We start from the raw sequence: 26,766 nt of genomic DNA on the forward strand, positions 1-26,766 counted from the left end.
CTCACACGCCAGCTCACTGTTTTAATTCCCAAAATGCCAAATCTTTCACCTTGGCGACCTTCTTCTTTCCATCTACACATAGACTGTAATGCTTTGGTAGCTTACGGATCTGTCCCATAAAGTACTCTTCATCTTGTTTGGTCTGCGTATTGAAGATGGCCTTGATTTCCTGGGATCTAATATTGGCTACTTGGTGAATCACCCAAGAGAGGATAAGCGTTGAGTAGTCATTGTCGCCGGTTTTGAAGTGCGTCAGTTCCTGTGTTGAAAGGATAGTTCCAACGCCAAACTCCCGTCCTTCCTTCAATATCTTCTTCAAGCTTTCAAAGTCCTGAGACATAAAATTATCGGCTTCATCGACCAGAATCATTTTAGAGATCTGGCGAAAGTTACCGTCAAGTTTCGAGCTACCTTGCTGATGCATCTGTGTATAGAAAAGATCTAGCGTCAGTGCGACAACTAGGTTCTGGATGGTTCGATCGTATCCCGAAAGATTGATGACGGTGACACCATCTATTAGGTCATAGAGTGACTGAGTCTTACTCGTGTCCGGCTCAAAGATCTCATAAGCTGATAGTACTTCGAGAGCTGCGTATAAGGAGTCGTGGTCCATCTTCTCCTGCTCCTGAAATGCAGCCCACACATCTTCCAGGGTTGGAGCAGGTCTATTCCAAGTGCTCTCGTCATTCGAATAAATACCGGCAGATTCATAGGCATTCTTGATCACCGTTCGCAATTTACTTTGCTGCTTTACACCCAGGTTATAAGACTTTGTCATCGATGAAATGAACTGACCAGCAACATGCACAGGTAGCTTTTTCTTGTCTCCAAACAAGGCAAATGGATTGAAGGGTAAGCAGTCAAGTTCGAAAACCTTGGCATTAGTCGCCTGTACAAAATCGTCTTTAACGTAGTCAGCCTTGTAGTCGAAGATCAGTATCCCTATCGGGGCTCCGTCAACGTTATGATTTTGATTACGAACAAGCTGAGTAATTAAGGACTTAGTGAATTGCGTCTTCCCTGTACCCATCGTGCCAATAATTCCGGTATTCGTATTGAAGAGCTTTTCGGTATTCGTAGGCTCCCAATAGATTACCTCACCGCTTTGAACATCCTTGCCAAACTCGACCTTGAGTGGCTCGGCGGGTGTTCCAGGTACGGAATTGTTTACTCTCTCTTCGGAAGGATCATCAGCCGCAGTAGGGAAGACACCACTATCTTGCTTTGAAAACGGGTACATAACTGTTTCCGACTGATTAGAACCAGACTCCTTCGCTGTATCTTCTTTCACGTCTGTCAGCTCTTGTTCAGTGAAAGGCTGCAGAAAATATTTCTTGGGCACGTGAAGAAGTGAGGAATTGTCGATTTTCCCTTTGAGTTCTTGGTAAGGGGTTCTTACCAGCTTATCGAGAAGCCCCATCGGTATTTCAGCCTGTAGAACACCCTCCGTGAGCTCGTACTTCTCTTCAAAACAGGATTCATTATTGATATGAGCAACGACCATGGCGCAGGGATAATTCTGCAGCTGACCAATTCCATACTGCCCTTCTAGCCACTCTTCGCGATGGTTAAGGAAGTCCGCAAAATGGCTATCCTCGAACACTTGATACAACTGATACTTCTCGATTTGAAGAAGCACCTGGCGAATGAATAGTCCGCGATAGAGACGCGACGCAAGCGTATCCGGCCCCAGGAGGTCTTCTTCCATGTATCGCTTCAACTCAAGCGCCTGCTCTCTCGCTTTGGAGAAATCAGGGCGGCCCCCGGCTTTTACCTCCACAGGTAAAAGGTAGAGCTGGCCTTCCCTAAAACCTGCGAACAAGATGTCGTCAGAAATTGCACCTTTTTTAATCTTGCGATTGTGGCGCGAGAAATCACTATCGGTCATTGCAAGGCCAATATTGCCAGCCACTCTTATCATCTCGGCGACAGAGATAGGAATCCACGTGATATCTGATTCGGCCAAAAGGGCACTAACGATTTTATAGGTACCGATAATGCCTTCTTTCGCAATCTTTTCTTTCGAGTAGTCGGTAATCAGTCTGAGCAGCCATTCACCATTGAATGCATTGAACTCTCGAATCAATTCATTACCGGCATTGCCCAGGACATTCTTATACAGATCAACTTGTTTAGTAACAGTGATCGCATCATAACCCGACGAGCTTGTGTATTGATCAGAGTAGTGAATCAGGATCACGCCTTCGGTGGCTTCAAAAAACTTCAGCGTGACCTTTGGATCTATAATGGTCGTCCATACCGAACTATCGTAAGAGCGCTCCAGCAAGGACATAAACTCCTGACTCACCGCAAGGCTAGTAGCCGAATGATCATGATAGACATCATTCTTCGACTGAGAGGGGCGCCAAAGCGTTCCTATCAACTTGGCTAGCTTCAAGTGAGGTAAAGAATTGTAATCGACACCTTTCAAGCCAAATGCCGTGAAGTATCGGTCGCCTTCACTCCTCGAAGACTCACCTGACAACAGTCCAGCACAGGCTACACCCGAGAGGTGTTCATCTATGTTGTTGTCCACAGCTTCTACTTTCTGATCATTCTTGAAGAATGTCAGGTGAGCATAAGCCTGCTCTTCCACATGGTTATGCTGAAACTTGCTAAACGTTAGCCTTGTCCGCAGCAAATCAATTACCGCATCGGCATTACGACGTGCAGCTCCCCGATCGAGTCCATAACGTTCTTTGATTGCGTCATACATCCCCATCTCAGCGAAAACATCAAACTCAGTCTCGACAAGCTTCTCGTCGTAGAGATTGACGTGTATGTGACGACCACCAAGTAAGTTCGCCTGATAGTAGGACACCAGCCCTCTGAACAACTCTGCGTTTTCTGCGTTGTTAACGGAGTTAATCAGCAGCGGGGCATCATCGACCTGACAGAATAGCTGCTCAAATGTAGACGTGAACTCCTCAATCTTGTGCTTTACAAGGTTTATCACAAAATCGAAGCTTGTATCCTGATGTGCCACTACCTCCAACCAGAGAGGATTCTCTGGTACTGCCTGTGTATAGCTATAACGATTATCTCTGTCGAAAAGATGAGGGATCAATCCCCGTGCATTTAATCGTCCTTTAGTAACCTCTGGTAGTTCACGAAAGCTACGCGCCTCTCCATCTTCAACAATCTCTTCAACTAAACTCAGATAGTAGGCCATGACCAGCGGATGGAACGGAGTAAAAAATTGACGCTCCTCAACTATTGCCAGCCCGGTGCGAATCACCAGCCGTTCCGAGCTATCGAGCGGCTTACCCGTCTGAATTTTCTCTAAGTAATCAACGCAAGCCAGAATATACTCTTTACCGAGTTCAACAAGTTCAGGCCCCCAGCTGGCCAAGGAGGGCAACGTTTTACGCTCTTGAAAGTAAGTAACAAGGGCCAAGTAAGCTTGATATATTCTGTCATCGGAGAGCGAAAGGCTTGAAAGTGGAATTCCTTTGCGTCGATCATTGTCCCATTCAATGTACTCTTCATTAACGAAAGCAGACTCTGCCTGAAGCAAAGCTTTTCGAAAGAATACTGGCCCCGATTCTTGATTATCGAAGACAACCGTCTCTTTTCCTGGCCGATACACACCATTGAAATTATCGTCTTTAAAAAGCCTGGCAAATCGGCTTGTATCAAAAATCACTGGTAGCCGAAGTGCTTCTTTGCTCGGTTCACCTTCGACGAGTACAAAGAGTGATCTGTCACCATTCGCCAGGGTGAAATTAACTTCATCAGACTCATCATAGAGCTGATCGAAATCGACCTTTCCCACCGAATTTATATCAATTGTTTCACCACTGTCGGATAACACCGCTTCGGTGGTTAGGTCAGGATTAACGTCAAGGCAATGCTGGTCTGCCTGAAGTACGAGCGCTCTCCTCTTTCTATCGATGAGAAAGCGATTCTCAAAGGCAGACAGATGAAAGTCTCCCTGTTGGACGACCAGGCAATGGAAGCTGTATTTTTCGTTCGAAGAATCTCGATTGAGTCTCAGGCTAAAAAATCCAGGTTTAACACTGCATGATCCCGAAATAGTGAATGTCGACTTATCACCTCTAAAAGAGAAATCAATGTCAATAACGTCAGACATGGCTTTTGGGGTAACCAAAAGCTCCTTTTTTTCTAATCGCTGACCAACGAACTTGATCTTGAAACTGAACATGCCCTGACCACTCGGAACTTCAATAATCAGATGCTTATCTCGCCTCCCTGCCGAGGTATCTTTCTTGTCTCGTACGTCAATTTCGCAGCCCTTAACCTCGATCCCTCCATAGTCGAGAGTCAGCTTTTTCTGGAGCTCCTCCTCGTCTCGAAACTCTTGGTAATTGAGTTCGGTCCAGGGAACCTCGGCTCCTCCTCCAAAATGTTCTTGTATGAATTTTGATCCAAACTTAGTCAGCTTGTCTTCCAGGTCATTCGGGAAATGCTCAACAGCAAACTCTATCTCTTCTCTTAGCTGTCGATTCGACTCCAGTCGGCGCGCTACCTGCTTCTCGCTTGAGTTGCTTAACACCTGAGGGTCGTTGAACAGCCCTAGTTCCTGGAAACGCAAGTCTCCGTTTAGCAATGCATCATGGAGGTGCCGAAATCCGAATACACTGGAGCCTTCTTCTGTGATTATCCGAGCTTGGTGCTCTAAGAGACACCGGGAAGCAACTTGATTCTCAAGCCCACCAGATATCATGAGATCCAGCTCATTTTTCGTTTGACGCGGCGACCAAACAGCGTCGCCCTGAGCCAAGTCGAACGCACTATTAATCAGGGTATCAAGGAGGCTGTTATGCACGATCAGCAAAGCGCATCCCTCGAAAGGAGGCATCTGAGCCGCCACGGTATCTCGCAGGTTTGATATATAGTTTTCCGTATAACAACCATTCTCGATATCAGGTTGCTCCAAATGCCCTGCCACCAGCAAACGCACATCATTAACTTCGAGATATGAGAGTTCATGCTCGCCATAGCGTAGTTGACCATCGCTCCGCGTTAGCAACTCAGAGACAAGGGCATTCGTATTTTCTGGGTCTGGTGACTTGAACTGATACCGGGCGCCCGCTTCTATACGGGACTGAAGCCAACCACGTAGGTTGCTTACCAAGAAGGCTTCAAAGTGTTTTTCGGACATAAACCGCATCTCCGCTATCGCTCATTCGCTCGACGTTACCAATTCGCTCCAAAAACCTGATGATCGCTTGCTCTGACTGCCTGTCAAACCAGACCCCACGTTTTCTAAACTCCTGAAGCAGCTCTTGGAACTGAACCTGCTTTCTACTACCGATAGCTAGGTTTGTGAGTAGAAGTAGATAATCTTGAGAAATGGTCAGCACTCTCCCTGAGCGACCTCTCACCTGGACAAAGTGCGGTGCAATTTCATTCACAAATGCGTTAACATACCTATTGTTTACATCGTTTTGGTTCGTACCTTTTGTTCCAAAGATTTCCTTGGCAGTTATACTAAGTACCTCAATCAGTTCTTTCGTTGTTTGAGGGTACTCTTCAAAGGGTGGAAGTTTCCTTTTTTCTCGATATCTTTCGCAGAACCTTACCAGTGATTCATTAACGTTATTTCGCTGTAACGCATCCATTTCGTTGATCTCTAGAAAAAACTTCCAAAGCGGAAATTTTTTCGCTTTCTTATCCTTCGGTTGATTCAGGTATTCAAGCATAGAAAGGACTGGGAATAGATCGAAAGCTTTTATCCTCAAGTGTCGAAAAGCTTCTCTAACCTGATTTCGCTCTAAGCTAGCCTTCTCGGTATCAAGAATGAAGAAAAGTGGTTTACTAACAGGCTTCTCCGTCCAATCGTTGATATTTAATGCCAACTGAGAGCTATACATAAATGTGTAAAGACTAAAGAACACTCTAAGGTTGTCAAGGAAATATCCGGGGTGCTCTAAAAGAAAGCCCAGATCTTGAGCAAAGAGTTCGGCCATAAATGGAAGATAAGGACTCTCAACGGGATCTTCTTTACAATCAGTCAATCGCTGCTGGAACGCTTCAACAAGTTCTTGCTCTAAGAAATTCACTTCACTACTGAGCTTCGAAAAGCTTCGGCCCGAGTTACAAATGAAACCGATAAAAACTTGCGCAATATGTTTATTAGTAGACGCCTCAGCCTGCGCTGATTTAAAAATTAGAAACTCCGGCGAAACTTTAAACAAACCGGCCGCATTATCATCGAAATACATTTTTTCGATAAGAGGCTGAACTTCCTGATCCGTAAGTTTACACTGCAAACTTTCAAAAAAGTAAGATTTAAAGCTTTCTAACGTTGAACCATTTTCGAGCCGCTTTTGAAGCGCCGCCTTCAATATGCTTCCAGCTATTGCTTCGAAATCAAGGCCAGATGTCTGAGATCGAAACGGCAGAAAATGGTTAACCAAGTTTACGCCCTTAATTTCTTGCTCATCCAGCACAAGCAAGTTATCGGAAATACTCATTCGACACCTCCGACGACAATCTCACTGCCTTCAATTTCATTTGTAAGATAAACGTGTTGACTACCATCTGAAAGCATTAACTTGTTTGAACCAATGATGGCTTTTATTACGTCGTCGACGATCTCCTCCAAAATCACGATCGTATTTTTATCGTGTTTATTTGGTCTATAGCCATCGTTTATTTTAGAAACCAACTCATAAAAACTAAGATTTACATTAAACTTTTTAAGTGTTTCATCACCAACCTTAAGACAAACCGGAAACTCGTGGATATTAGCCACCTCTTCATTTTCAATTCTTTTAAGGTCAGGTTTAATATTGGCAACTGCCGAAACAAAGACGCCATTTCTGGAGCACAAAAATAAGTGCTGCTTTGCAGTTAATGACGGATCCAACCTATTTCCAAATCGAACCAGTGCCGATAAAAGCTCATTCTTATAGAAACTTCTCAGCTTTTTACGCTCCTCAGCGCTTCCATCATAGCTTTTATGTAAACGCCAAATCTCAATGTATCTGTCGTAGAGCGGCTGTTCAAAATCCTTTTGAAACTGTTGATGAAATTCATTCCCAATGGCGATATCTTGAAACAGGTAGAAAAATCGCAACCAACCAGCCGACTCAATGTCGACTACGCCAAGGGTTTCCTGCACTGAATTCTGGAAATCATCGAAAGCCGCCTCTCTTATGCCTAGAGGATGCTGTATGAGAAACTGGTCAATACTCCGAGACCTAATCGTACATGGGTCAAAGTGGCTGATAATGTCACTCAAATCATTATGGCCAGCCACAAATAGATTGTTGAAAAGTAAGCTGGGACCGCAGACCAAATGGTGTACGAAATCAAGCAGGGCCCGCGCAGAAAGAAATTGATCAAACTTTAACCTAGCAGAAAGAAGCAGGTGGACTATACGATCACGCACCTTCTCGTGTTTGAGCAACTCATAGTTCAGCGTCAGTTTGCTGGGATCCGTTTGCACCGCATCCAGATATGCCAGATGTAGCGGATTATTTTCAGTGGAAGCAACTACGCGCGAAATCAGTTCACTAATAAAGCTCGACCCGGCCTTTCCGTTCTCAATGCTGAATTTTGGGTATTGCTCAAAGTTCAGGAACCCGTATGAGGATGCAGCCTGTTTCCCATTCTGCAGGTAGGATTCAATTGCGTTCTTGATTTCCTCGTGTCGTGCAGCCCCTTGCGACGAGAAATTGAATAGCATTCCAACATTGATGCCGATAACCAATGGCTTCGCAGATTGATGATGCTCATCGAACAGCTGATCAAGAGCATCAATCGCATTTTGATCTGGCTTAAAGGCATGCGTCGCGTCTAAATGAAACCTGAAATTGTTCGAGTAACTTTCGTAATAACGCTTGAGAATCTCTGACTTGCCGTCGCCGGATGAGCCGCATAGAAAAATCACAGTATCCGGTGTCGGGTTGGAGTCCAGTAATCTTCTGAAATCTTTCTCGATTTCAGTTTCAACGTAGAGGTAGTTTTTTAGCTCATCTTGTTCTTTTTGTCCCTGCCCCAGCGTGGTGACCGCTTGAGCTGACGACCTAGCAAGGGTGTCTAGCAACCGTTTAAACTGCACGTTGTTTTCTCATCCCTGGTTTGACAATCACGAAGAATGGCACTGTGTCCAATACGTCTCAAAGGCCGAAGGTCATTTCAGGCTACCATAGTGCTTAATTTTAGTGAATCGAAGAAAACGTACACTTGTGACCATACTAGTGGCAAGAAAAAGCCAAAGGTCATAATCGAATAGACATATCAGGCAGGTAATGAAGAGGTTATGGCCACGACTTGGTCACAGGGTGGTCACAGACAAAAAATAAGGGCCTACGCATTAACGTAAGCCCTTGAAATTATGGCGCGCCCGGCAGGATTTGAACCTGCGACCCTCGGCTTCGGAGGCCGATACTCTATCCAACTGAGCTACGGGCGCTTGTGGGTGCGTATCGTAACTGTGCAGGGGCGCTGTGTCCAGCCGTATGGCGCTTGAGTACCTTTAGTCAATTGACCATTTTCCCTGGTGTGGTGCATGCTTTGGGAGCACTTCTGCACCTTAGTCCATTGGGAACACAATAATATGAAAACATTTGCACGTAGCACGCTGGCACTGGGCATCTCACTGGCGCTGGTGAGCGCCGCGAACGCCGCTGATTTTGCTGATATGGATCCCGTCACTCTGCGTTTGGCTCACGTGGTCAACGAGCAGGATGGTTTCCACATTGCCGCCACCAAATTTGAAGAGCTGGTAGAAGAGCGCACCGACGGCAAGGTAGATATCGAGATCTACCCCAACGCCTCACTGGGTGACGAGCGCACGCTGCTGGAAGGCATGCAGATCGGCACCGTGGATATGGGCGTGATCACCAACGGGCCGGTAGCCAACTTTGTCGAAGAGATGGCGGTATTCGAACTGCCGTTCCTGTTCCCCTCCCCGGAAGCCGCTTATGAGGTGCTCGATGGCCCGATTGGCCAGGAGCTGCTCGATAAGCTTTCTGAGGTGAATCTGAAAGGTATGGCCTACGCCGAACGCGGTTTCCGCAACCTGACCAACAGCGAGCGTGCCGTAAACTCGCCGGAAGATCTGGACGGCCTGCGCATCCGCGTAATGGAGAACCCGGTCTACACCGACACCTTCCGCGAGCTGGGCGCCAACGCGATTCCCATGGCGTGGACGGAAGCGCTCACCGCCATGCAGCAAGGCACTATCGACGGTCAGGAGAACCCGGTGAACGTGATTCACTCGTTCAACCTGGATGAAACCCAGAACTACATGACCCTCTCCCGCCACACCTATGCGCCAGCGATTTTTGTGATGGGTATGCCCGCCTGGAACCAACTGCCTGAAAATGCCCAAGAGGTACTGCTAGCGGCGGCACAGGAAGCAGCGGAGCATGAGCGCCAGGTGAATGCAGAGATGGAAAGCGAACAACTGCAGGCTCTGCGCGATGCGGGCATGGAGATCAACGACGATCCCGATATGGAGGCCTTCCAAGCCGCCGTTGCGCCGGTATATGAGAAGTACGGCGAACAGTTCGGTGATTACCTGCCGCGCATCCAGGAAGCACTCAAGTAATTCGCTTCCCATAGAGGCAAGCCCGACATTAGATACAGTGCTTTTACAGCAGGGGCTGAGGGCCGTTCCCGCGCCGGGACGGCCCTTCCAATCAAGAGACACGCCTGATGGCTGACACCACCCATACGAAGCTAGCGAACAGGCTCAATAAGATAAACCTCAATTTACTATTGGTTTTTCACACGCTGTATTGGAAAAGGAGTTTGACGCTCACCGCACAAGCGCTCTGCCTGACGCAACCGGCCGTTAGTCACTCGCTGAAAAAGCTCCGCCTATTAATGGACGACCCGCTTTTCATCAAGACATTGGACGGCATGCAACCGACCCCGCTTGCCCGGCAGATGGATGCAGCTGTAGCCAAAGGGCTGTTCTACCTTGATCAGGCAGTTCACAGTAGTAACGAGTTTTCGCCTGCCACATCAAAGCGGGAGTTTCGGGTCAGTTTGGTGGACTATGTCAGCCAACAGCTACAACCCAAGCTTATTCAGCACTGCTTGGAACACGCGCCAGATTTGTGTTTCAACATGCTCTCCACGCGCATCGCGAGCGCAGAAGGTGCTCAACAAGTCCTTCAAGAGCACGATATCGACCTGGCGGTGGTGCAGTTCGAAACCTTGCCGCTCACCTCTCATCATGAGTACCTGTTTGACGATGTGATTGGCTGTGTGGGTGATGCGACATTTCATGGCGAGAGCAGCGCCATTACCCTTGAGGCTTTTTTAAACTCCCCCCAGGTCGCTTTGTCCCATCGTGAAGACAGCCCGCTGTTAATTAATGAAAAACTGAGGGAGCTGGGGTTAGAGCGGAAAATCGTCGCCAAGACGCCCTACATCAACCCGCTGCAGGAAATATTGGTGTCCACAGCACTGCTTTGTGTGGTGACAGAGAGCGCGGCCAGGGTCATTTGCCGCAACAATAGCTTGAAGTTCTACGCTCTGCCCCTGGACGTACCGGCGTTCAAAGTCTGCCTGTGCTGGGATGAAAGAAAGGATCACGATCCTGGCATACACTGGTTGCGGCAGTTAACCCGGGAGCTGATGACACCAGCCCCCTCCGCCCTGGGCGACCCTTAATCAAACCGCCAAACTCACTCCACCGCCACGACTTTGCCTCGATTCAACAGTAGCTTGGGATCCAGTGCGACTTTCATGCGCTTCATTAAAGCGATCTCCTCGCTGGAGCGGGAAATACTGAGGTAGTCGCGTTTTTCGAGGCCAATGCCATGTTCGGCAGAGATCGAGCCGCCGTACTCTTTCAGGGGGGAATAAACCAACTGCTCCACTTGGCGGCGGCTTTGCGAGCTGTCGTCACGCACCGTGATCATGATGTGCAGGTTGCCATCGCCAAGATGGCCGAACACTATCATTTTACCTGTTTGGGGAAACTGCGCCTTGAGGTGTTGCTCCAGGGTATCAACGTACGCGTCCATATGAGGAATCGGCAGGCTGATATCATAGGAGAACATCGGCTTCAGCTGGTGCACCAGCACTTCGATATCCTCTCGGATCGCCCAGATACCCTGGCGCTGGGCACCGGAACTGGCCAGCACGGCATCGGTGATCAAGCCGTCTTCCATCGCCTTTTGCAGAATCTCTGAGAAATGCTCTGCATCCTGGGTATCATCAAGCCCCAGGGTTTCGATGATCGCGTAGAAAGGCGAGTCGTCGGCCAGCGGGGGCGCGTGCTTGCCGCTCTCGGTGGTCACCAGCTTGTAGTGGCTATTCCACAACGCCTCGAAGGCGCTAAGGCTATTGGCGAGCTCTTGGGAGACCCTGCGTAACAGCTGGGTCAAGGCATCGAAGGAGGGCACCGCAACCAATGCGGTTTGCTCGCTGGGCATATGTGGCTGCAGCCGGAGTACTGCGCGGGTGACGATACCCAGCGTGCCTTCGCTACCGATAAATAGCTGTTTGAGGTCATAGCCAGCGTTATTTTTGAGCATTTTGTTCAGCGAGCTGACCACGGTGCCGTCGCTGAGTACGGCTTCCAGCCCCAGCACTTGCTGGCGCATCATGCCGTAGCGAATGACCCGTATGCCGCCTGCATTGGTGGCGATATTGCCGCCAATGGTGCACGAGCCCCGGGCGCCAAGGTCGAGCGGAAACTGCATATCAATCTCCGCCGCGGCTTCCTGCACACGCTGGAGCGTCACCCCGGCCTGAACCTGAATCGTAGAGCCGACCAGGTCGACCTCTTCGATCTGGTTCATCAGTTCCAAGGAAACCACCAGCTCCTCGGGGCTGGCTTCCCCCCCGTGCACAATGCCGGTCATGCCGCCATGGGTCACCACCAACTGGTCGGCCTGATAGCATAAGGCCATGACTTTGCTAAGCTGTTCGGTGTTGCGGGGCCTTACAATGGCTTTGGCACGACAGGGCGCCCCGGTAAACCAGTCGACGCTACGCTGGGAGACATCTTCCCCAAGCAGCACGCCTTCTGGGCCGACTACCGCTACTAGGTCGTTAAGCAACTTATCCATTGGTTATTCCTGTTTTAGCTGGCGTTGCCATGGGTAGCAAGACTTAGCCACCGACTAGGCCTTACAATTACCTTCCAAGGCATTTAATCAATCGTAATGTTTGCAGGCTAGCGCTAACCATCACCACTCTCAAGCCCCAGATCTATAAAGATTTTTTGGATTATTATCGCGAATAGTGGAATGAAAATAAGTAATTTGCCCTGTTAGTTCGATGTGATATAGATGAAGCCCAATAAGACAATAAGAACAGCCATCACTAGGAGATAATGTGAATCACAACGCCCGCTTCACCGCTCACGCCGCATCCTGTTATACAAGTAAATTCAAACAGTTAAACTTGACATTACTATGCGCTGGCCTGCTTGGTTTACCGCTCATGGCCCACGCCGAGGGAATAACCCCTACCAACCTGCGCTTAGCGACCGTGGTGAATACAGAAGATACTTACCATATCGCCGCCGAACGCTTTCTGCAGTTAGTCAGTGAACAGACCGACGGTGCGGTCTCCGTAGAGATTTTCCCCAACGCCTCTCTGGGCGACGAGCGCACCATTCTGGAAGGTATGCAGATCGGCACCGTCGATATGGGCGTAATCACCAACGGGCCCGTGGCCAATTTCGTTGATGAGTTCTCGGTGTTTGAGCTGCCTTTCCTCTTCCCTACCGCCGAATCTGCCTACTCCGTGCTGGATGGTGAGATCGGCCAGGAAATACTGGGCAAATTAGAGGATGTGAACCTTAAAGGGCTGGCATTTGCTGAGCGCGGCTTTCGCAATATCACCAATAGTCAGCACGCGATTAATGCGCCCCAGGATCTCGAAGGCCTGACACTGCGCGTCATCGAGAACGAAGTCTATGTGGATACGTTCCGGGAACTCGGCGCCAATGCCGTGCCCATGGCGTGGACAGAAGCGCTGACCGCCCTGCAACAAGGCACGATTGATGGTCAGGAAAACCCGGTTAACGCCATCCATGCCTTTAACCTGGCGGAAACCCAGGACTACCTCACCATGACACGGCATATCTATGCGCCAGCGATCTTCATTATGAGTTTACCCGCCTGGAACGGCCTTCAAGAGGAGGTTCAGGAGATCGTACTCGATGCCGCCAGCGAAGCTTCTAGCTATGCCAGAGAACAAAATGCCATCATGGAAGCAGAGCAGTTAGCCGAATTAGCTGAGGTAGGTATGGAAATTAATGAGTCGCCCGATATCGCCGCATTTCAGGAAGCCGTTGCCCCGGTGTATGAAAAGTATGGTGATCAGTTCGGCGACTATCTGCAACGCATCCAGGAGGAAGTGAAGTAAGTGCCCACTCACACGCACCCATTGGTAATGTTGCTACAGCGTACTGAACGCTTTCTGGACGCCATTCTACAGCCCGTGGTCTTTGCGGGCATGGCGGCGCTGATTGGGGTGATTACCCTGCAGATCGTCTCTCGTGTGCTATTCACCGCGGTGGGCTGGACTGAGGAGGTCGCCCGCTTTCTGCTGGTGTGGATCACCTTCTTAGCCGGCACCTTGGCGTTTCAGCGCGGGCGGCATATTGCCGTGACCTTTGTGGTGGATGCCCTGCCCGGCCGCCTGCGCCAAATCGCCCGGCTTGCCGCCCTGCTGATTGTTTTGGCGTTTATGATCACGCTGATCGTTATCGGCTACCGCTATATGCAGGTACAGAGCTTTCAGAAATCCGCCTCGCTGCGGCTTTCGATGACTTACGTCTACGCGGTGATGCCGATCTGTGCGGCGATTATGGCGTGGTATGCGCTGGTCGATATCATCGAGCTGCTGATTAACGGTGAGACCTCCCAGCCCCAGGAGGAGTCGCTATGACGCTGCTGCTGTTTGGGCTGTTCTTCCTGTTTATGCTGCTGGGCGTGCCAATTGCCTTTGCGATTGGCGCCAGCACGCTCTATGCGCTCTATCAATCCGGTGTGCCGCTGATGGTGGTCACCCAGCAGATGTTCCAGGGCATCAACTCCTTTGCCCTGGTGGCTATCCCGATGTTTATCCTCGCTGGGGATTTAATGGCCCAGGGTAAGGTGAGCGAAAAACTGGTCAGCTTTGCCGATTCGTTAGTCGGCTTTATGCGCGGCGGGCTTTCGGTGGTTTCGGTGATGGCGGGCATGTTCTTTGCGGCCATCTCCGGTTCTGGCGCCGCGACCACCGCAGCAGTGGGTTCCAGCCTGGTGCCGGAGCTCAAGCGTAAAGGCTATGACCCGGCATCGGCAGCCAGCTTGATCGCCGCCAGCGGCACCATCGGGGTGGTGATTCCGCCCTCGGTGCCGATGATCATCTACGCGGTGATCGCTCAGCAGTCCGTTTCCAAGCTGTTTTTAAACGGTTTTTTGCCGGGTTTGGCGATGGGGCTAGGATTAATGGCCATTGCGATTGCTCAGGCGTATAAGCGCCAATACCCCAAAGGTACGCCGCTGTCGCTGGCAACCATCTGGACGACCTTTAAAGACGCCAGCTGGGGATTGATGACGCCGGTGATTATCCTGGGTGGTATCTTCTCGGGCATCTTCACGCCTTCAGAAGCCGCCGTGGTGGCAGTGAACTACGCCATGCTGGTGTCGCTGTTTGTGTATCGTGACCTTAACCTGCCCCAGATTTATAAGCTGCTGATCCGTTCATCGATGACCACCGCGGTGATTATGCTGGTGATTGCCATGTCGGCGGTGCTGAGCTGGACGCTGTCTAGCTGGCAGGTGCCGGGAGCGATTGCCCAGGCCGTGCTGTCACTTTCTACCAACCCTTACGTGATTATGCTGCTGATCGTGGGGATTATTCTGCTCACCGGGGTGTTTATCGAAACCGCCAGTGCGCTGATTATCCTCACCCCGGTGCTGTTGCCGTTGGTGCTGCAGCTGGGGATTGATCCGATCCACTTTGGTTTGATTATCGTGGTGGGGCTCTCCATCGGTATGATTACCCCACCGGTGGCGATCAACCTCTATGTGGCCTCATCAATCACCCAGCTACCGCTGGAGCGCATTACCCGCGCGATCATCCCTTACCTGCTGGGGCTGATCGGGGTGCTGCTATTAGTGGTTTACGTGCCGATTATGTTGGGTTGGTCGGGTGGTTAAGTCAGCGTTTGCACTTTTTAAAGAGAGCCTTATTGGCTCTCTTTTTAAGGTGGCGCTTATCTAGCCTCAGTGCATTCATCGTGAATTCAAATAAGAAGTTCACATCGAATGTTCGCCAGCTTGGCACGACTTTCGAAACTGTCCCGGTGTTACTTCAAAGAGCTGGTAAAAACAGCTGCGAAAATGAGAGATACTCACAAAACCGGTGGCAACTGCCACTTCGGCAACGGGCTTGTTAGTTTGCTGAAGAAGCTGACGCGCACGCGTTAGACGAAGTTCCATATAGTATCGAGAAGGGCTAGCATTAACGTAATTACCAAACATACGTTCTAATTGGCGTCTCGAAATATTAACCCAATTAGCTATTTCGGATATGGATAAAGGCTCTTCAATATTATTTTTCATCAATTGCAGTGATATTTTCAATTTTTCTGGCAGAGTGAGGTTTTGATCGACACCTAACGTTGAAATATCTGGGGAGTCTAAGCCCTTATCACAGCTAAGCATCTCTTCAACTGCACTGACCACCTCATTGCCACAATCAGTTCTGACTACTTCAAGCATCATGCTCAATGAGCTACTCGCCCCGGCACAGCTGATACGATTACGATCCACAATAAAGCTACGGCTAGATACCGATACATCCCAGAACTGCTCTGCCATCATCGCGCGGCCATCAGGATGATAAGCACACTGGTAGCCGTTCAATAATCCCGCCTCTGCAAGGAAGTAGGCGCCGTTCCATAACCCTCCTAACATCATGTCTTTACTGTCAGCATGCCTCAGTTTGCTGCGCAGTAGGAGGGTTGTTTTAGGAAGTACACGCAGGCCACCGCATACAATCAACACATCAATATTGAGGCTTGTAGCATCGAACTGGTCTAACGAATAATCCGCGGCTACCTCAATACCTAAGTCAGAAACCGTTGCAGGCACCTCGCTACCCACCACCAAGACCTCATACATCGTAGTAGATTGCATTAAATTCGTTGTAACGAGTGCATCCACAGCGCCAGTGAAAGCCATCATTGAAAAATTCTCTAGCAGTATAAAAGCTACTTTTTTTGTTATCTTAGGCTTCCCTAAAGAGTCAGTCGAAGAAATGTAAGCCATGTTTTTATTTTTCAATATGCTTGAGAATTTATCCTTCATGATGAACCTCAATTTTTTAAGTCATAGTTATTGTTAAGCAAAAATCACGCCATGGAAAAATAAACCAATAAAATCAGGATAATTAGAATTCACCAACACCACAAGATCTCAAACCCAACCATGTAAAACCTGCCCAATCTTGTATCAAATTGACCAATTTACACGAACCCTACGTGACTGGTTAAAAATTAAAAAATAGTTATATTATTTAAAAACCTTATAGTAAAAGTACGAATTTCAGCCGTATTAGCCAATCGAGTATTACATCAGTCGGCTTTCACTGAACTTTTCGATATCGCACTGGGTAGAGATGGCTTTGTCATTTTCACTCATGAGCCTACTACTAATACAACCTTAGCCTCTAGCGTCCCGCGGCGCGAATCTTCCTCTCGCCTTACTTCGTCAGATAACAAAAACATACCCATCGCCACGTACTTTTTAAAAGTTCATCAAATGTCGCTATTTAGGCCCTTAGTGTCGCAAAAAATACCTTTTCGAAAGTCGTAACTGATTCAAGATGAAAATCCATCCCCCTGTCCTCTGAGAAATAAACTTATGAATAATCCTAAAAGCAAAAAAGTTACTCTGGGCGCTGCAACTCTTTTGTCCTTAACAACCATCGGGAGTGTCCAGGCAGAGAACATCTCGTTGAAATTCCATAGCGGGCTTTCACAATCTCGCCCTGAAGCAGAGCAGATCAACAGATTCGCTAGCTTAGTGAGTGAAAAGTCAGATGGCGAGCTTGATATCGAAGTCTACCATGCAGGCGCCTTAGGTCTTAAAGAAGCCGACATGCTGAGAGTATTGCAGCAGGGCATGGTCGATATGGCACTACTGTATGGTGAATATTACACACGTGATGCGCCTGCCTTGGCATCTGTATATGCTCAGGGCGCCATTACGGAATCTTCCCAACATGACGAAATTCTTGATGTAATCAGGGAACTCTATGAAGACGGCTTCTCAGATTGGGATATTCAAATCGTTGGTGGCGTCGTTGCCCCTATTTTCGATGTAGGTTTGCACTGCAAAGAGCCGGTACACTCCTTGGCAGATCTAGAGGATAAAAAAGTCCGTGTCTGGTCCAGACACCTTGTGGATACTTTTGAATTATTGGGCATTTCAGCTCAAGTCATTCCGCAAAACGATATGTATATGGCACTTCAAACAGGCGTTGTAGATTGTGCCTATTACTTATCTACCGTGGCCCCCACCGTTTCGCTTCAAGAAGTCACCGAGTACGAGTCTTATTTACACCCTTGGGCTGCCTCCCCATGGCTCTTTGGTATCAGTGAACAAGCACTATCCCGCCTCAACGACAACCAACGTCAGGCTCTGGAAGAAGCCGGTGAAGAGATTTGGAACGAGACCCGCGCCACTGCGGTTGATCCAGAACGTGAAGCGCAGGCGCGCCAAGAGCGTAAAGAATTGGGAATCACCATGCTTCCCGACTTCTCAGATGATGACGTCGAAACCTTTGTAGACGCCGCTTGGCAGGCGTGGCAAGCCATGGCGGAAAACGCAGGCGAGGACGGCACACGCTACTACGAGACAGTCACTCAAGCGATCTCCGAAGAGTAATGGGTACATAAACCAATCGAGAGCCAATACCTATTGGCTCTTTCTTCTTGGAGCTAGTCGTGATGATGAGAAAAATCAACACTGTACTGAACCATACCGCCTATGCCTCCTTTCTACTGGGCGTCATGAGCGGTATCGCAATGACGGCACTGATATTCGTCAGCACCTTGATGCGCTATCTGGGTGGTCATCCTTTGCGTTTTTCCGATGAGCTGGCGGGGCTGCTGTTCTTAACATTGACCTTCCTTTGTCTACCTTATGTGCTCAATAAGGGCCGCCACATACGCATAGAGATACTCGTCAACCTGATGCCAGCAGGGATCGCGAGGATAATGGACTTTATTGGCGTCGTCGTATTACTCACGTTCTGCGCCATCTTCGCCTTTGAGTCCTGGAATTTCATGAACTTCTCGTTCTCGCTCAATTCGCGTACGGATATCAGTAGCATTCTCTTATGGCCGTGGATGGCCATCATGCCTTTTTCCATGGTGCTGTGCATCTTGGTTCAGCTCAGCCATGGTTTTAAACAGCCCACGACAGACACTGCCTCAGCGGAGGATGCGATATGAGCTGGTTACTCTTGAGCGGGGCGCTAGTTCTATTTTTAACCAGTGGCGCAATCCTAGGGGCGGCACTGGGGCTTACGGGTCTACTCCTGCTTCACTTTCAAGCTAACGGCGCCACCCCCTTGGCGATTAACGCAACTTGGAACATGCTAACGGATTTTACGCTAAGCGCAGTTCCTCTATTCATATTTTTAGGTGAAATACTTCTCGCAAGCGGCGTGTCAAAACGCGTCTATAACGGCCTAACCCCTCTGTTTGCGCGTGTTCCGGGGCAATTACTCCATACCAACATTGCCGTCTGCACGCTGTTTGGTGCGGTTAGCGGGTCAAGCACCTCTACCGCAGCCGCCATAGGCGCAGTTGGCTATCCTGAACTGACAAAACGTGGGTATAAACCAAGTGTAGTGGTGGGCACGTTAGCTGCAGGGGGCACCCTTGGGCTTCTCATTCCCCCCAGCTTGGCATTGATCATCTACGGAGCGACTCAAAACGTCTCTATCGGCCAGCTCTTTATCGCTGGTATGCTGCCAGGCTTGCTCATTGCTGCCGCCTTTTCCACATGGATCATGATCCGCTCTAAAATTGGCGAGCCAGTAACCCCTACGTTTAAAGAGAAAGTGACCTTCAAGCACGTAATAACTGGACTCAAGGAGATATGGCCTCTTCCCGTACTTATTTTCTTCGTGCTGGGAACTATTTACCTGGGGATCGCGACGCCTACGGAATCGGCGGCTTTGGGCGTAGTGGCCAGTATCGTTTTAGGTTTAACATGGGGCGATTTAACCTTCAAAAGACTATGGCAGGCGTTTAAGCACGCCTCAATCATGTTTACCGCTATCGGTATGATTTTGATTGGTACAGTGATCCTTTCTCAAGCCGTCAGCCTACTAGGCATTCCTCGTACTGCAGTCGAAACGATTGGCAACTTTGGGCTAGGCCCATATGGCATACTGCTGATGATCGTCATCGTCTATATCGTGCTAGGTTGTTTCTTTGATGGCATATCACTGCTTCTCATGACTCTCCCCATCACCTTCCCGATGATCACAAGCTTAGGGTTCGACCCCATCTGGTTCGGTATTATTGTCACGCTACTTATAGAGATCGGTATGATAACGCCGCCCGTAGGACTCAATCTCTTTGTCCTATCATCCATTTCTAAAAATGAAGTTAATTTAACATCTGCTGCAAAGGCCTCCTTGCCTTACTGGCTTATTTTACTTGGCGCTATAGGAGTATTTACGCTATTTCCCAACATCATTTTGTGGGTCACTACCTTTTAGAATAACCGCAATCCACTAAATGATATTGCTGAACTATAGGCCCTCTCTAGCTAAAGAGAGAGCCTATAGTTTAAATGCGATACTCATGATACTTACACCAACGTAGCTACCTCTGACACTCTTCCAACCAGAGCGACCTTATAAAAAGCTGGCAAGCTCGATCACGCAGCCACACTGGCTCGGGCTATAACCTGGCAGGCGCTGCACCGCCTCCTGGAAGGAAGCGCTGCGCAACGCTTGCAAAAAATCGTCAAATTTAGGCTCTTTCAGGGAGCGATTGTGGCAGGCCAGCAAGTAGTCTTCGGTGGCCAGCGGCACAAAATCAAGTCCAAACCGCTGCGCAGCCGCCTCGACACCAAAGCCTGCATCCGCCATTCCCGCCGCTACATAGGCCGCCACCGCCGAGTGGGTGTACTCCTCAATCTCATAACCGTTCACTTCGGATGCAGCAATACCCGCCTCGGCCAGCAGGCCATCCAACAGCTCCCGGGTTCCCGACGACGCCTGCCGGTTTATAAACGTGGCCGACCTGTCGGCCAGCGCTGCAACGCCATCAATCCCCAACGGGTTACCCGGCGCCACCATTAGCCCCTGTTGGCGGGCGATAAAACCTACCAGCCGATGATAGCGAGGCTTGAGCAGTCGGCGGTATTTGCGCCGCATGCTCTCGCCCACCGCGCCTCTGGGAAGATGGCAACCCGCCAGATCGCAGCTATTGCGGTTAAGCGCCGCCAACGCTTCCAGAGGGCTGCAGTACTGCAGGTCAAGCTGCAGATCCCCCAAATGCTGCGGCAGCAGCTCTATCGCAAAACCGTGGCTGGCGTGGAGACGCAGTACGGGGTGCACACCTTCCTGGTGCTGCTGGATGGCAAGGTTAAGCTCTGAGCTCAGGCTATCGAGCTGCGGGCTTAACCGAGCGGTGGCGCGTTGTTCGGCCCATAGCAGCTTTTCACCCAGCGGCGATAACTGCGCCCCTCGCCCACGCGCCATTTCTACCAAGGTGACACCAAAAAACTCTCCGCCCTGGCGCAGTAAATTCCACGCATGGCGGTAGGAAATACCCGCCTCTTCGGCAGCATGGGTCAACTTGCCATGACGATGCACCGCCCCCAGCAGGCGCAGAAGGTTGGTATCGAGACGGTGCCCATCTTCATCGCTAAAGCACCAGGTGGGCGTTACCTTGATCCGTTTCATAGGCAAACAATTTCATATTTTGCAGTCATTAACTTGATGCTAGCGTTAGATCAACCGTGATGCACGCCTTTTTAAATATGAAAAGCAGTGCATATTTAAAACATAATAAACAGTAGTGAGGAAGGCACCATGAACCATTCCCAGGAGTGGGCACCGCAGGCGATTCAGGCCGAAGTCGACGCCCTGAAGCACAAGCCCGGCGCCCTACTGCCGATCCTCCACGCCCTTCAGGATCGCATCGGCTTTATTCCTGAGGCAGCGGTGCCGATCATCGCCGATGCCCTGCACCAGACACGTGCCGAAGTGCACGGCGTCATCAGCTTCTACCACCACTTTCGCACCACGCCGCCGGGGCGCCACGTAGTGCAGATCTGCCGCGCAGAGGCCTGTCAGTCGGTAGGGGCGCGCCAGCTCGAGGCCCACGCCAAAGCGCGTTTGGGGGTCGATTACCACCAGACCACGGCGGATCGCGAAATTACTCTCGAAGCCGTGTACTGCCTGGGCAACTGCGCCTGCGGCCCGTCGATCCGCGTGGACGACAGCGTACGCGGCCGCGTCACGCCGGAAGCCTTCGATGAATTGATAGATGAGCTACAAACCCGGCCGCTGGAGGTGATGGGATGAGCGTCCGCGTTTATGTACCCCGCGATACCACCGCGCTTTCGCTGGGCGCCGATACGATCGCCAGCCGACTGGAGAGGGAGGCAGCCGCACGCGGAAAACCCATCACGCTGGTGCGCAATGGCTCCCGCGGGCTGAGCTGGCTTGAGCCGCTGGTGGAAGTCGACACTCCCATCGGCCGGTTCGCCTATGGCCCGGTAGCCCCCGGCGATGTCACCGTGCTGCTCGATAGCGGCCTGCTGGAAGGCAGCGTCAGCCACCCACTGGCGCAGGGCCCCACGGAAGAAATCGACTACCTCGCCCGCCAGCAGCGGCTGACCTTCGCGCGTATCGGTATTACTGACCCGTTATCGATTGAGGATTATCGCGCCCATAACGGTTTTTGCGGCTTGGAGGCTGCGCTGCAACGCGAGCCCCAGGATATCGTCGAGGAAGTCAAAGCCTCGGGGCTTCGCGGACGCGGCGGGGCGGCATTCCCCACCGGCATCAAGTGGCAGACGGTGCTCGATACGCCAGCCGATCAGAAGTACATCGTATGCAATGCCGATGAAGGCGACTCCGGCACCTTTGCCGACCGTCTGGTGATGGAGTGCGACCCCTACATGCTGATTGAGGGCATGACCATCGCTGGGCTCGCGGTGGGCGCCACCCAAGGCTATATCTACCTGCGCTCCGAATACCCACTGGCCAAACAGGTGCTCGACGAAGCCATTGCCCGCGCCGAGCAGGCCGGTTACCTGGGCGACAATCTTTGTGGCAGTGGCCGTACCTTCCAACTGGAAGTGCGCCTCGGCGCCGGGGCCTATATCTGCGGTGAAGAAACCTCTTTACTCGAAAGCCTCGAAGGCAAGCGTGGTCTGGTACGTTTCAAGCCGCCGCTGCCCGCCATCGAGGGCCTATTTGGCCGCCCTACGGTGGTCAATAACGTGCTCTCGCTGGCCGCCGTGCCATTCATTCTGGCCGAAGGCGCCGAAGCCTACGCCAATCACGGCATGGGCCGCTCGCGAGGAACGCTAGCCCTCCAGCTGGCGGGCAACGTCAAGCGTGGCGGCTTGGTGGAGCTGGCCTTTGGTACCACTCTGCGCACGCTGATGGAGGATTTTGGCGGCGGTACGCTCACCGGAAAGCCCTTGCGCGCCGTTCAGGTAGGCGGGCCGCTGTGCGCCTACCTGCCCGAAAGCCAGTGGGATATGCCGCTGGATTACGAAACCTTCGCCGAGGTCGGTGCAGGCGTCGGTCACGGCGGCGTGGTGATGTTCGACGACAGCGTCGATATGGCCGAACAGGCGCGTTTCTCGATGGAGTTCTGCAAGGTGGAGTCCTGCGGCAAGTGCACGCCCTGTCGTATCGGCTCGACCCGTGGCGTGGAGGTAATCGATCGTATTCGCGCCAACGACAATCGCGAGGCCAACCTCGCCCTGCTGAGTGATCTTTGCGAAACGATGGTAGACGGCTCGCTCTGCGCCATGGGCGGCATGACCCCCTTCCCGGTGCAGAGCGCCCTGAAACACTTTGCTGAGGATTTCCAGCGGGCGGCGAACGGAGACAGATCATGATTCAGCACTTCGACCCCAGTCAGCATGCCAGCAACGCCGGGCATAGCAAAGACCTCGGCACGCCCTTCCCTGCTCAGGCCGTCGGCACTGCCTCGGTGAGCCTTGATATCGACGGCGTATCCATCAGCGTGCCGGAGGGCACCTCGGTACTGCGCGCCGCGGCCCTGGCGGATATCAACATTCCCAAACTGTGCGCCACCGACAGCCTGGAGCCCTTCGGTTCCTGCCGGCTGTGCGCCGTGCAGGTGGAGGGACGCCGCGGCCTGCCCGCCGCCTGCACCACGCCCGTTGCTGAAGGTATGAAGGTGACCACCCAGAACGAGCGGCTGGCCAAGCTGCGTCGCAACGTGATGGAGCTCTACATCTCCGACCACCCGCTGGACTGCCTGACCTGCCCGGCCAACGGCGACTGCGAACTGCAGGACATGGCCGGTAGCGTGGGGCTTCGCGAGGTGCGCTACGGCTTTACGGGCGAGAATCATCTGGAGGCGGTCAAGGACGAATCCAACCCCTACTTCACCTTCGATCCCAGCAAGTGCATCCTCTGTTCACGCTGCGTGCGCGCCTGCGACGAAGTCCAGGGTACTTTCGCGCTAACCATCGATGGCCGCGGGTTCGAATCCAAAGTATCAGCAGGCCAGAACGACGCCTTCATGGACTCGGACTGCGTCTCCTGCGGCGCCTGCGTGCAGGCCTGCCCCACGGCCACGCTAATGGAAAAAAGCGTGATCGACCACGGCGTGCCGGATCACAGCGTGGTCACCACCTGCGCCTACTGCGGCGTGGGCTGCTCTTTCGAGGCCCAGATGAAGGGCGACCAGCTGGTGCGCATGGTGCCCTACAAGGGCGGCGACGCCAATCACGGCCACTCCTGCGTGAAGGGGCGTTTTGCCTTCGGCTACACCACCCACCCGGATCGCCTGACCACGCCGATGATTCGTGACTCAATCGATCAGCCCTGGCGCGAAGCCAGTTGGGAAGAGGCGATCAGCTTTGCCGCGAACCGTCTCAAGTCGATTCAGGCCGAGCACGGCCGCGAGAGCATCGGCGGTATCACCTCCTCGCGCTGCACCAACGAAGAGACCTACCTGGTGCAGAAGCTGATTCGCGCAGCGTTTGGCAACAACAACACTGACACCTGCGCGCGGGTGTGCCACTCGCCCACCGGCTACGGCCTGAAGACCACGCTGGGTGAATCGGCGGGCACCCAGACGTTTGACTCGGTGATGAAGTCGGACGCGATTATCGTGATCGGCGCCAATCCCACCGACGCCCACCCGGTGTTTGGCTCGCTGATGCGCAAACGCCTGCGCCAGGGGGCGAAGCTGATCGTCGCCGACCCTCGCCGTATCGACCTTTTAAAGACCCCGCACATGAGCGAGGCCCAACATCTGCCGCTGCGCCCGGGCACCAACGTGGCGCTGGTCAACGCGCTGGGTCACGTGGTGGTGACGGAAGGTCTGGAAGACAAGGCGTTCGTGGCCAAGCGCTGCGACACCGATGCCTATAACAGCTGGCGTGAGTTTATTGCTGAACCGCGCCACTCCCCGGAGGCCACCGAAGCCATTACCGGCGTGCCCGCCGAGGCCGTGCGCCAGGCGGCACGCACTTACGCCACGGCGGGCAACGGCGCGATCTACTACGGGCTGGGAGTGACCGAGCACAGTCAGGGTTCCACCATGGTGATGGGGATTGCCAACCTGGCCTTGGCCACAGGCAATATTGGCCGCGAGGGCGTGGGTGTGAACCCGCTGCGCGGCCAGAACAACGTCCAGGGTTCGTGTGACATGGGCTCCTTCCCCCATGAGTTGCCGGGCTACCAACACGTGGCCGACCCCATCGCCCGCGGCCGCTTTGAGGCCGTGTGGGGTGTGAAACTGGACGACGAACCGGGGCTGCGCATTCCCAATATGTTCGACGCTGCCATCGAAGGCACCTTTAAAGCGCTTTACGTGCAGGGCGAAGATATCGCTCAGTCCGACCCCAACACCCAGCACGTCGAGGCGGCGCTCACGTCGCTGGACTGCCTGATCGTGCAGGATATTTTCCTCAATGAAACGGCCAAGTTCGCCCACGTACTGCTGCCGGGTTCAAGCTTTCTGGAGAAGAACGGCACCTTCACCAACGCCGAACGGCGCATCAATCGGGTACGCAAGGTGATGCCGGCTCTGGCAGGCAAGGAAGACTGGCAAATCACCCAGGATCTGGCCAATGCGCTGGGCTACCCGATGCACTATACCCACCCCTCCGAAATCATGGACGAGATCGCTCAGTTGACGCCAAGCTTCGCGGGCGTCAGCTACGCCAAGCTGGAGGGGCGCGGCAGTCTTCAGTGGCCCTGTAACGCCGAGTACCCGCTGGGCATGCCGACCATGCACGAGGTTGAGTTCCCCATCGGGCTGGGCCGCTTTGCGATTACCGAGTACGTGGCCACCGAGGAGCGGGCCAACCGCCGCTTCCCGCTACTGCTCACCACCGGCCGGATCCTTAGCCAGTACAACGTGGGGGCCCAGACCCGGCGCACCGACAACCAGCGCTGGCACGACGAGGACGTGCTGGAGTTGCACCCTTCTGACGCCGAGCTGCGCGGCATCCGCGACGGCGACTGGCTGGGCATCACCAGCCGTGCCGGCCAGACGGTACTGCGTGCCCGGCTCAGTGAGCGCATGCAGCCCGGCGTGGTGTATACCACCTTCCACCACCCCGGCAGTGGCGCCAACGTCATCACCACGGACAACTCGGACTGGGCCACCAACTGCCCGGAGTACAAGGTCACGGCGGTGCAGGTGGAAAAAGTCAGCCAACCGTCGGCCTGGCAGCAACGCTTTAGCGCCTTTGACCTGGCCCAGCGTGATTACCTGGCCAAGGCCCAGCAGGAGGTTCCATGAGCATCCACCATACTCGCGACGCGGTAGCGCGCCAGCCGGTGGAGGTGCGCCGTGGCGCTAACGGCTGGTACACCGATACCCAGGAGGATCTACTGGCCCTGGAAAGGCCGGTGGCCCTGGTCTACAACGGCATCTCCCACGCGGTGATGATGGCCAGCCCGACGGATATTGAGGAGTTTGCCCTGGGCTTCAGCCTGTCAGAAGGCATCCTGGCCAACGTCGACGAGTGCTACGACCTCGATATCCACGAAGCACCCCAAGGCCTCACCGTTCACCTCACTATTGCCAGCCAGCGAATGGCCGAGCTCAAACAGCGGCGGCGCAGCCTGACAGGACGCACTGGCTGCGGGCTATGCGGCACCGAAGCCCTGGAGCAGGCCATACGGCCGATTCCCCATGTCATGGCGCCGCCCTTGAGTGATGCCGCCATCCAGCGTTCCCTGCGGGAACTGTCCGCCCACCAGCCGCTGCAGGCGGCCACTGGCGCCAGCCACGGTGCCGCCTGGTGCGATGCCCAGGGGCGCATCCAACGGTTGCGCGAGGATGTCGGTCGGCACAACGCCCTGGACAAACTGATCGGTGCGCTCGCCCGCGAGGCCAACCCGCTAGGTGAGGGGTTCGCGCTCGTCACCAGTCGCGCCAGCTACGAGATGGTTCACAAGTGCGCCAGTGCCGGCATTGGCGCACTGGTGGCTGTCTCGGCGGCCACCGCCCTGGCTGTGGAGCAGGCCCAGGCGTCGGGGCTGCTGTTGGCAGGCTTTGCACGGCCCGGCCGCCATTTGATTTACCATCGACCCGCTACGGCGGCAATGGCCACGGCTTAGGAGATA

The 26,766-nt window shown here is 52.6% G+C and carries 18 protein-coding genes and 1 tRNA gene; 12 read left to right on the forward strand and 7 right to left on the reverse strand.

The window, feature by feature from the left end; all coding sequences use genetic code 11:
* Positions 1-13: 13 nt before the first annotated feature.
* The 4 genes from dptH to LMS44_RS21930 all read right to left on the reverse strand — a co-directional run bounded on the left by dptH (position 14) and on the right by LMS44_RS21930 (position 8,386).
* A complete protein-coding gene (gene dptH / locus LMS44_RS21915; protein WP_498946440.1) occupies positions 14-5,125 on the reverse strand; it encodes a DNA phosphorothioation-dependent restriction protein DptH in 5,112 nt (1,703 codons plus the stop codon).
* Positions 5,106-6,440, reverse strand: coding sequence for a DNA phosphorothioation-dependent restriction protein DptG (dptG, locus tag LMS44_RS21920; protein ID WP_498946442.1), 1,335 nt, complete (start codon positions 6,438-6,440; stop codon positions 5,106-5,108). Before dptG ends, dptH begins: the two co-directional genes overlap by 20 nt.
* Positions 6,437-8,032: a DNA phosphorothioation-dependent restriction protein DptF gene (gene dptF, locus LMS44_RS21925; RefSeq protein WP_498946444.1), complete on the reverse strand. Its 1,596-nt coding sequence runs from the start codon at positions 8,030-8,032 to the stop codon at positions 6,437-6,439. The genes dptG and dptF overlap by 4 nt, the downstream gene beginning before the upstream one ends.
* Before the next feature lie 277 nt (positions 8,033-8,309).
* Positions 8,310-8,386: transfer RNA gene (locus LMS44_RS21930), tRNA-Arg, on the reverse strand.
* Positions 8,387-8,530: 144 nt separating this feature from the next.
* Between LMS44_RS21930 and LMS44_RS21935 the strand changes: the two genes are divergently transcribed.
* Positions 8,531-9,526, forward strand: coding sequence for a TRAP transporter substrate-binding protein (locus LMS44_RS21935; RefSeq protein WP_339935232.1), 996 nt, complete (start codon positions 8,531-8,533; stop codon positions 9,524-9,526).
* Between the two features lie 107 nt (positions 9,527-9,633).
* Complete coding sequence (locus LMS44_RS21940) at positions 9,634-10,599, forward strand: LysR family transcriptional regulator (RefSeq protein WP_278370997.1); 966 nt, start codon at positions 9,634-9,636, stop codon at positions 10,597-10,599.
* A gap of 14 nt (positions 10,600-10,613) precedes the next feature.
* On the opposite strand, the gene LMS44_RS21945 is transcribed toward LMS44_RS21940, so the two are convergent.
* Positions 10,614-12,005: an FAD-binding oxidoreductase gene (locus LMS44_RS21945; RefSeq protein WP_278370998.1), complete on the reverse strand. Its 1,392-nt coding sequence runs from the start codon at positions 12,003-12,005 to the stop codon at positions 10,614-10,616.
* Positions 12,006-12,273: 268 nt separating this feature from the next.
* On the opposite strand from LMS44_RS21945, the gene LMS44_RS21950 reads away from it, so the two are divergent.
* The 3 genes from LMS44_RS21950 to LMS44_RS21960 are packed head-to-tail and all read left to right on the forward strand — an operon-like array spanning position 12,274 to position 15,095.
* Complete coding sequence (locus tag LMS44_RS21950; RefSeq protein ID WP_278370999.1) at positions 12,274-13,311, forward strand: TRAP transporter substrate-binding protein; 1,038 nt, start codon at positions 12,274-12,276, stop codon at positions 13,309-13,311.
* A gap of 27 nt (positions 13,312-13,338) precedes the next feature.
* Positions 13,339-13,836 carry a TRAP transporter small permease gene (locus tag LMS44_RS21955; RefSeq protein WP_039858023.1) on the forward strand — a complete coding sequence of 166 codons (498 nt, stop codon included), beginning with the start codon at positions 13,339-13,341 and terminating at the stop codon, positions 13,834-13,836.
* On the forward strand, positions 13,833-15,095 hold the full coding sequence (locus tag LMS44_RS21960; RefSeq protein WP_278371000.1) for a TRAP transporter large permease: 1,263 nt from the start codon (positions 13,833-13,835) through the stop codon (positions 15,093-15,095). The genes LMS44_RS21955 and LMS44_RS21960 overlap by 4 nt, the downstream gene beginning before the upstream one ends.
* 99 nt (positions 15,096-15,194) lie before the next feature.
* Here the strand turns inward: LMS44_RS21960 and LMS44_RS21965 are convergent, their stop codons facing one another.
* Positions 15,195-16,247, reverse strand: coding sequence for a GlxA family transcriptional regulator (locus tag LMS44_RS21965; protein WP_278371001.1), 1,053 nt, complete (start codon positions 16,245-16,247; stop codon positions 15,195-15,197).
* Between the two features lie 555 nt (positions 16,248-16,802).
* On the opposite strand from LMS44_RS21965, the gene dctP reads away from it, so the two are divergent.
* The 3 genes from dctP (at position 16,803) to LMS44_RS21980 (ending at position 19,677) form a co-directional block, all read left to right on the forward strand.
* Positions 16,803-17,828 carry a TRAP transporter substrate-binding protein DctP gene (gene dctP, locus LMS44_RS21970; protein WP_278371002.1) on the forward strand — a complete coding sequence of 342 codons (1,026 nt, stop codon included), beginning with the start codon at positions 16,803-16,805 and terminating at the stop codon, positions 17,826-17,828.
* 62 nt (positions 17,829-17,890) lie between these two features.
* Positions 17,891-18,397, forward strand: coding sequence for a TRAP transporter small permease (locus tag LMS44_RS21975; RefSeq protein WP_278371045.1), 507 nt, complete (start codon positions 17,891-17,893; stop codon positions 18,395-18,397).
* Positions 18,394-19,677, forward strand: coding sequence for a TRAP transporter large permease (locus tag LMS44_RS21980; RefSeq protein WP_009286147.1), 1,284 nt, complete (start codon positions 18,394-18,396; stop codon positions 19,675-19,677). The genes LMS44_RS21975 and LMS44_RS21980 overlap by 4 nt, the downstream gene beginning before the upstream one ends.
* 138 nt (positions 19,678-19,815) lie before the next feature.
* Here the strand turns inward: LMS44_RS21980 and LMS44_RS21985 are convergent, their stop codons facing one another.
* Positions 19,816-20,871, reverse strand: a complete 1,056-nt coding sequence (locus LMS44_RS21985; protein WP_278371003.1) for a substrate-binding domain-containing protein — start codon at positions 20,869-20,871, stop codon at positions 19,816-19,818.
* A gap of 129 nt (positions 20,872-21,000) precedes the next feature.
* On the opposite strand from LMS44_RS21985, the gene LMS44_RS21990 reads away from it, so the two are divergent.
* The 4 genes from LMS44_RS21990 to fdhD are packed head-to-tail and all read left to right on the forward strand — an operon-like array spanning position 21,001 to position 26,760.
* Positions 21,001-21,495, forward strand: coding sequence for a formate dehydrogenase subunit gamma (locus tag LMS44_RS21990; RefSeq protein WP_039857589.1), 495 nt, complete (start codon positions 21,001-21,003; stop codon positions 21,493-21,495).
* Positions 21,492-23,048: a formate dehydrogenase beta subunit gene (locus LMS44_RS21995; RefSeq protein WP_278371004.1), complete on the forward strand. Its 1,557-nt coding sequence runs from the start codon at positions 21,492-21,494 to the stop codon at positions 23,046-23,048. Before LMS44_RS21990 ends, LMS44_RS21995 begins: the two co-directional genes overlap by 4 nt.
* Positions 23,045-25,936: a formate dehydrogenase subunit alpha gene (gene fdhF, locus LMS44_RS22000; RefSeq protein ID WP_278371005.1), complete on the forward strand. Its 2,892-nt coding sequence runs from the start codon at positions 23,045-23,047 to the stop codon at positions 25,934-25,936. The genes LMS44_RS21995 and fdhF overlap by 4 nt, the downstream gene beginning before the upstream one ends.
* The gene (gene fdhD / locus LMS44_RS22005; protein WP_278371006.1) at positions 25,933-26,760 is read left to right on the forward strand and encodes a formate dehydrogenase accessory sulfurtransferase FdhD; all 828 of its coding nucleotides are present in this window, start codon (positions 25,933-25,935) and stop codon (positions 26,758-26,760) included. The genes fdhF and fdhD overlap by 4 nt, the downstream gene beginning before the upstream one ends.
* Positions 26,761-26,766: the final 6 nt, after the last annotated feature.

The organism is Halomonas profundus, from assembly GCF_020865425.1.
GTDB classification, from domain to species: domain Bacteria; phylum Pseudomonadota; class Gammaproteobacteria; order Pseudomonadales; family Halomonadaceae; genus Vreelandella; species Vreelandella titanicae.

Excerpts from the sequence above, each read along its gene's own strand:
- dptH (WP_498946440.1), bottom strand. The coding sequence starts at position 5,125 with ATGTCCGAAAAACACTTTGAAGCCTTCTTGGTAAGCAACCTACGTGGT.
- dptG (WP_498946442.1), bottom strand. The coding sequence starts at position 6,440 with ATGAGTATTTCCGATAACTTGCTTGTGCTGGATGAGCAAGAAATTAAG.
- LMS44_RS21935 (WP_339935232.1), top strand. The coding sequence starts at position 8,531 with ATGAAAACATTTGCACGTAGCACGCTGGCACTGGGCATCTCACTGGCG.
- LMS44_RS21940 (WP_278370997.1), top strand. The coding sequence starts at position 9,634 with ATGGCTGACACCACCCATACGAAGCTAGCGAACAGGCTCAATAAGATA.
- LMS44_RS21945 (WP_278370998.1), bottom strand. The coding sequence starts at position 12,005 with ATGGATAAGTTGCTTAACGACCTAGTAGCGGTAGTCGGCCCAGAAGGC.
- LMS44_RS21955 (WP_039858023.1), top strand. The coding sequence starts at position 13,339 with ATGTTGCTACAGCGTACTGAACGCTTTCTGGACGCCATTCTACAGCCC.
- LMS44_RS21960 (WP_278371000.1), top strand. The coding sequence starts at position 13,833 with ATGACGCTGCTGCTGTTTGGGCTGTTCTTCCTGTTTATGCTGCTGGGC.
- LMS44_RS21965 (WP_278371001.1), bottom strand. The coding sequence starts at position 16,247 with ATGAAGGATAAATTCTCAAGCATATTGAAAAATAAAAACATGGCTTAC.
- dctP (WP_278371002.1), top strand. The coding sequence starts at position 16,803 with ATGAATAATCCTAAAAGCAAAAAAGTTACTCTGGGCGCTGCAACTCTT.
- LMS44_RS21975 (WP_278371045.1), top strand. The coding sequence starts at position 17,891 with ATGATGAGAAAAATCAACACTGTACTGAACCATACCGCCTATGCCTCC.
- LMS44_RS21980 (WP_009286147.1), top strand. The coding sequence starts at position 18,394 with ATGAGCTGGTTACTCTTGAGCGGGGCGCTAGTTCTATTTTTAACCAGT.
- LMS44_RS21985 (WP_278371003.1), bottom strand. The coding sequence starts at position 20,871 with ATGAAACGGATCAAGGTAACGCCCACCTGGTGCTTTAGCGATGAAGAT.
- LMS44_RS21990 (WP_039857589.1), top strand. The coding sequence starts at position 21,001 with ATGAACCATTCCCAGGAGTGGGCACCGCAGGCGATTCAGGCCGAAGTC.
- LMS44_RS21995 (WP_278371004.1), top strand. The coding sequence starts at position 21,492 with ATGAGCGTCCGCGTTTATGTACCCCGCGATACCACCGCGCTTTCGCTG.
- fdhF (WP_278371005.1), top strand. The coding sequence starts at position 23,045 with ATGATTCAGCACTTCGACCCCAGTCAGCATGCCAGCAACGCCGGGCAT.
- fdhD (WP_278371006.1), top strand. The coding sequence starts at position 25,933 with ATGAGCATCCACCATACTCGCGACGCGGTAGCGCGCCAGCCGGTGGAG.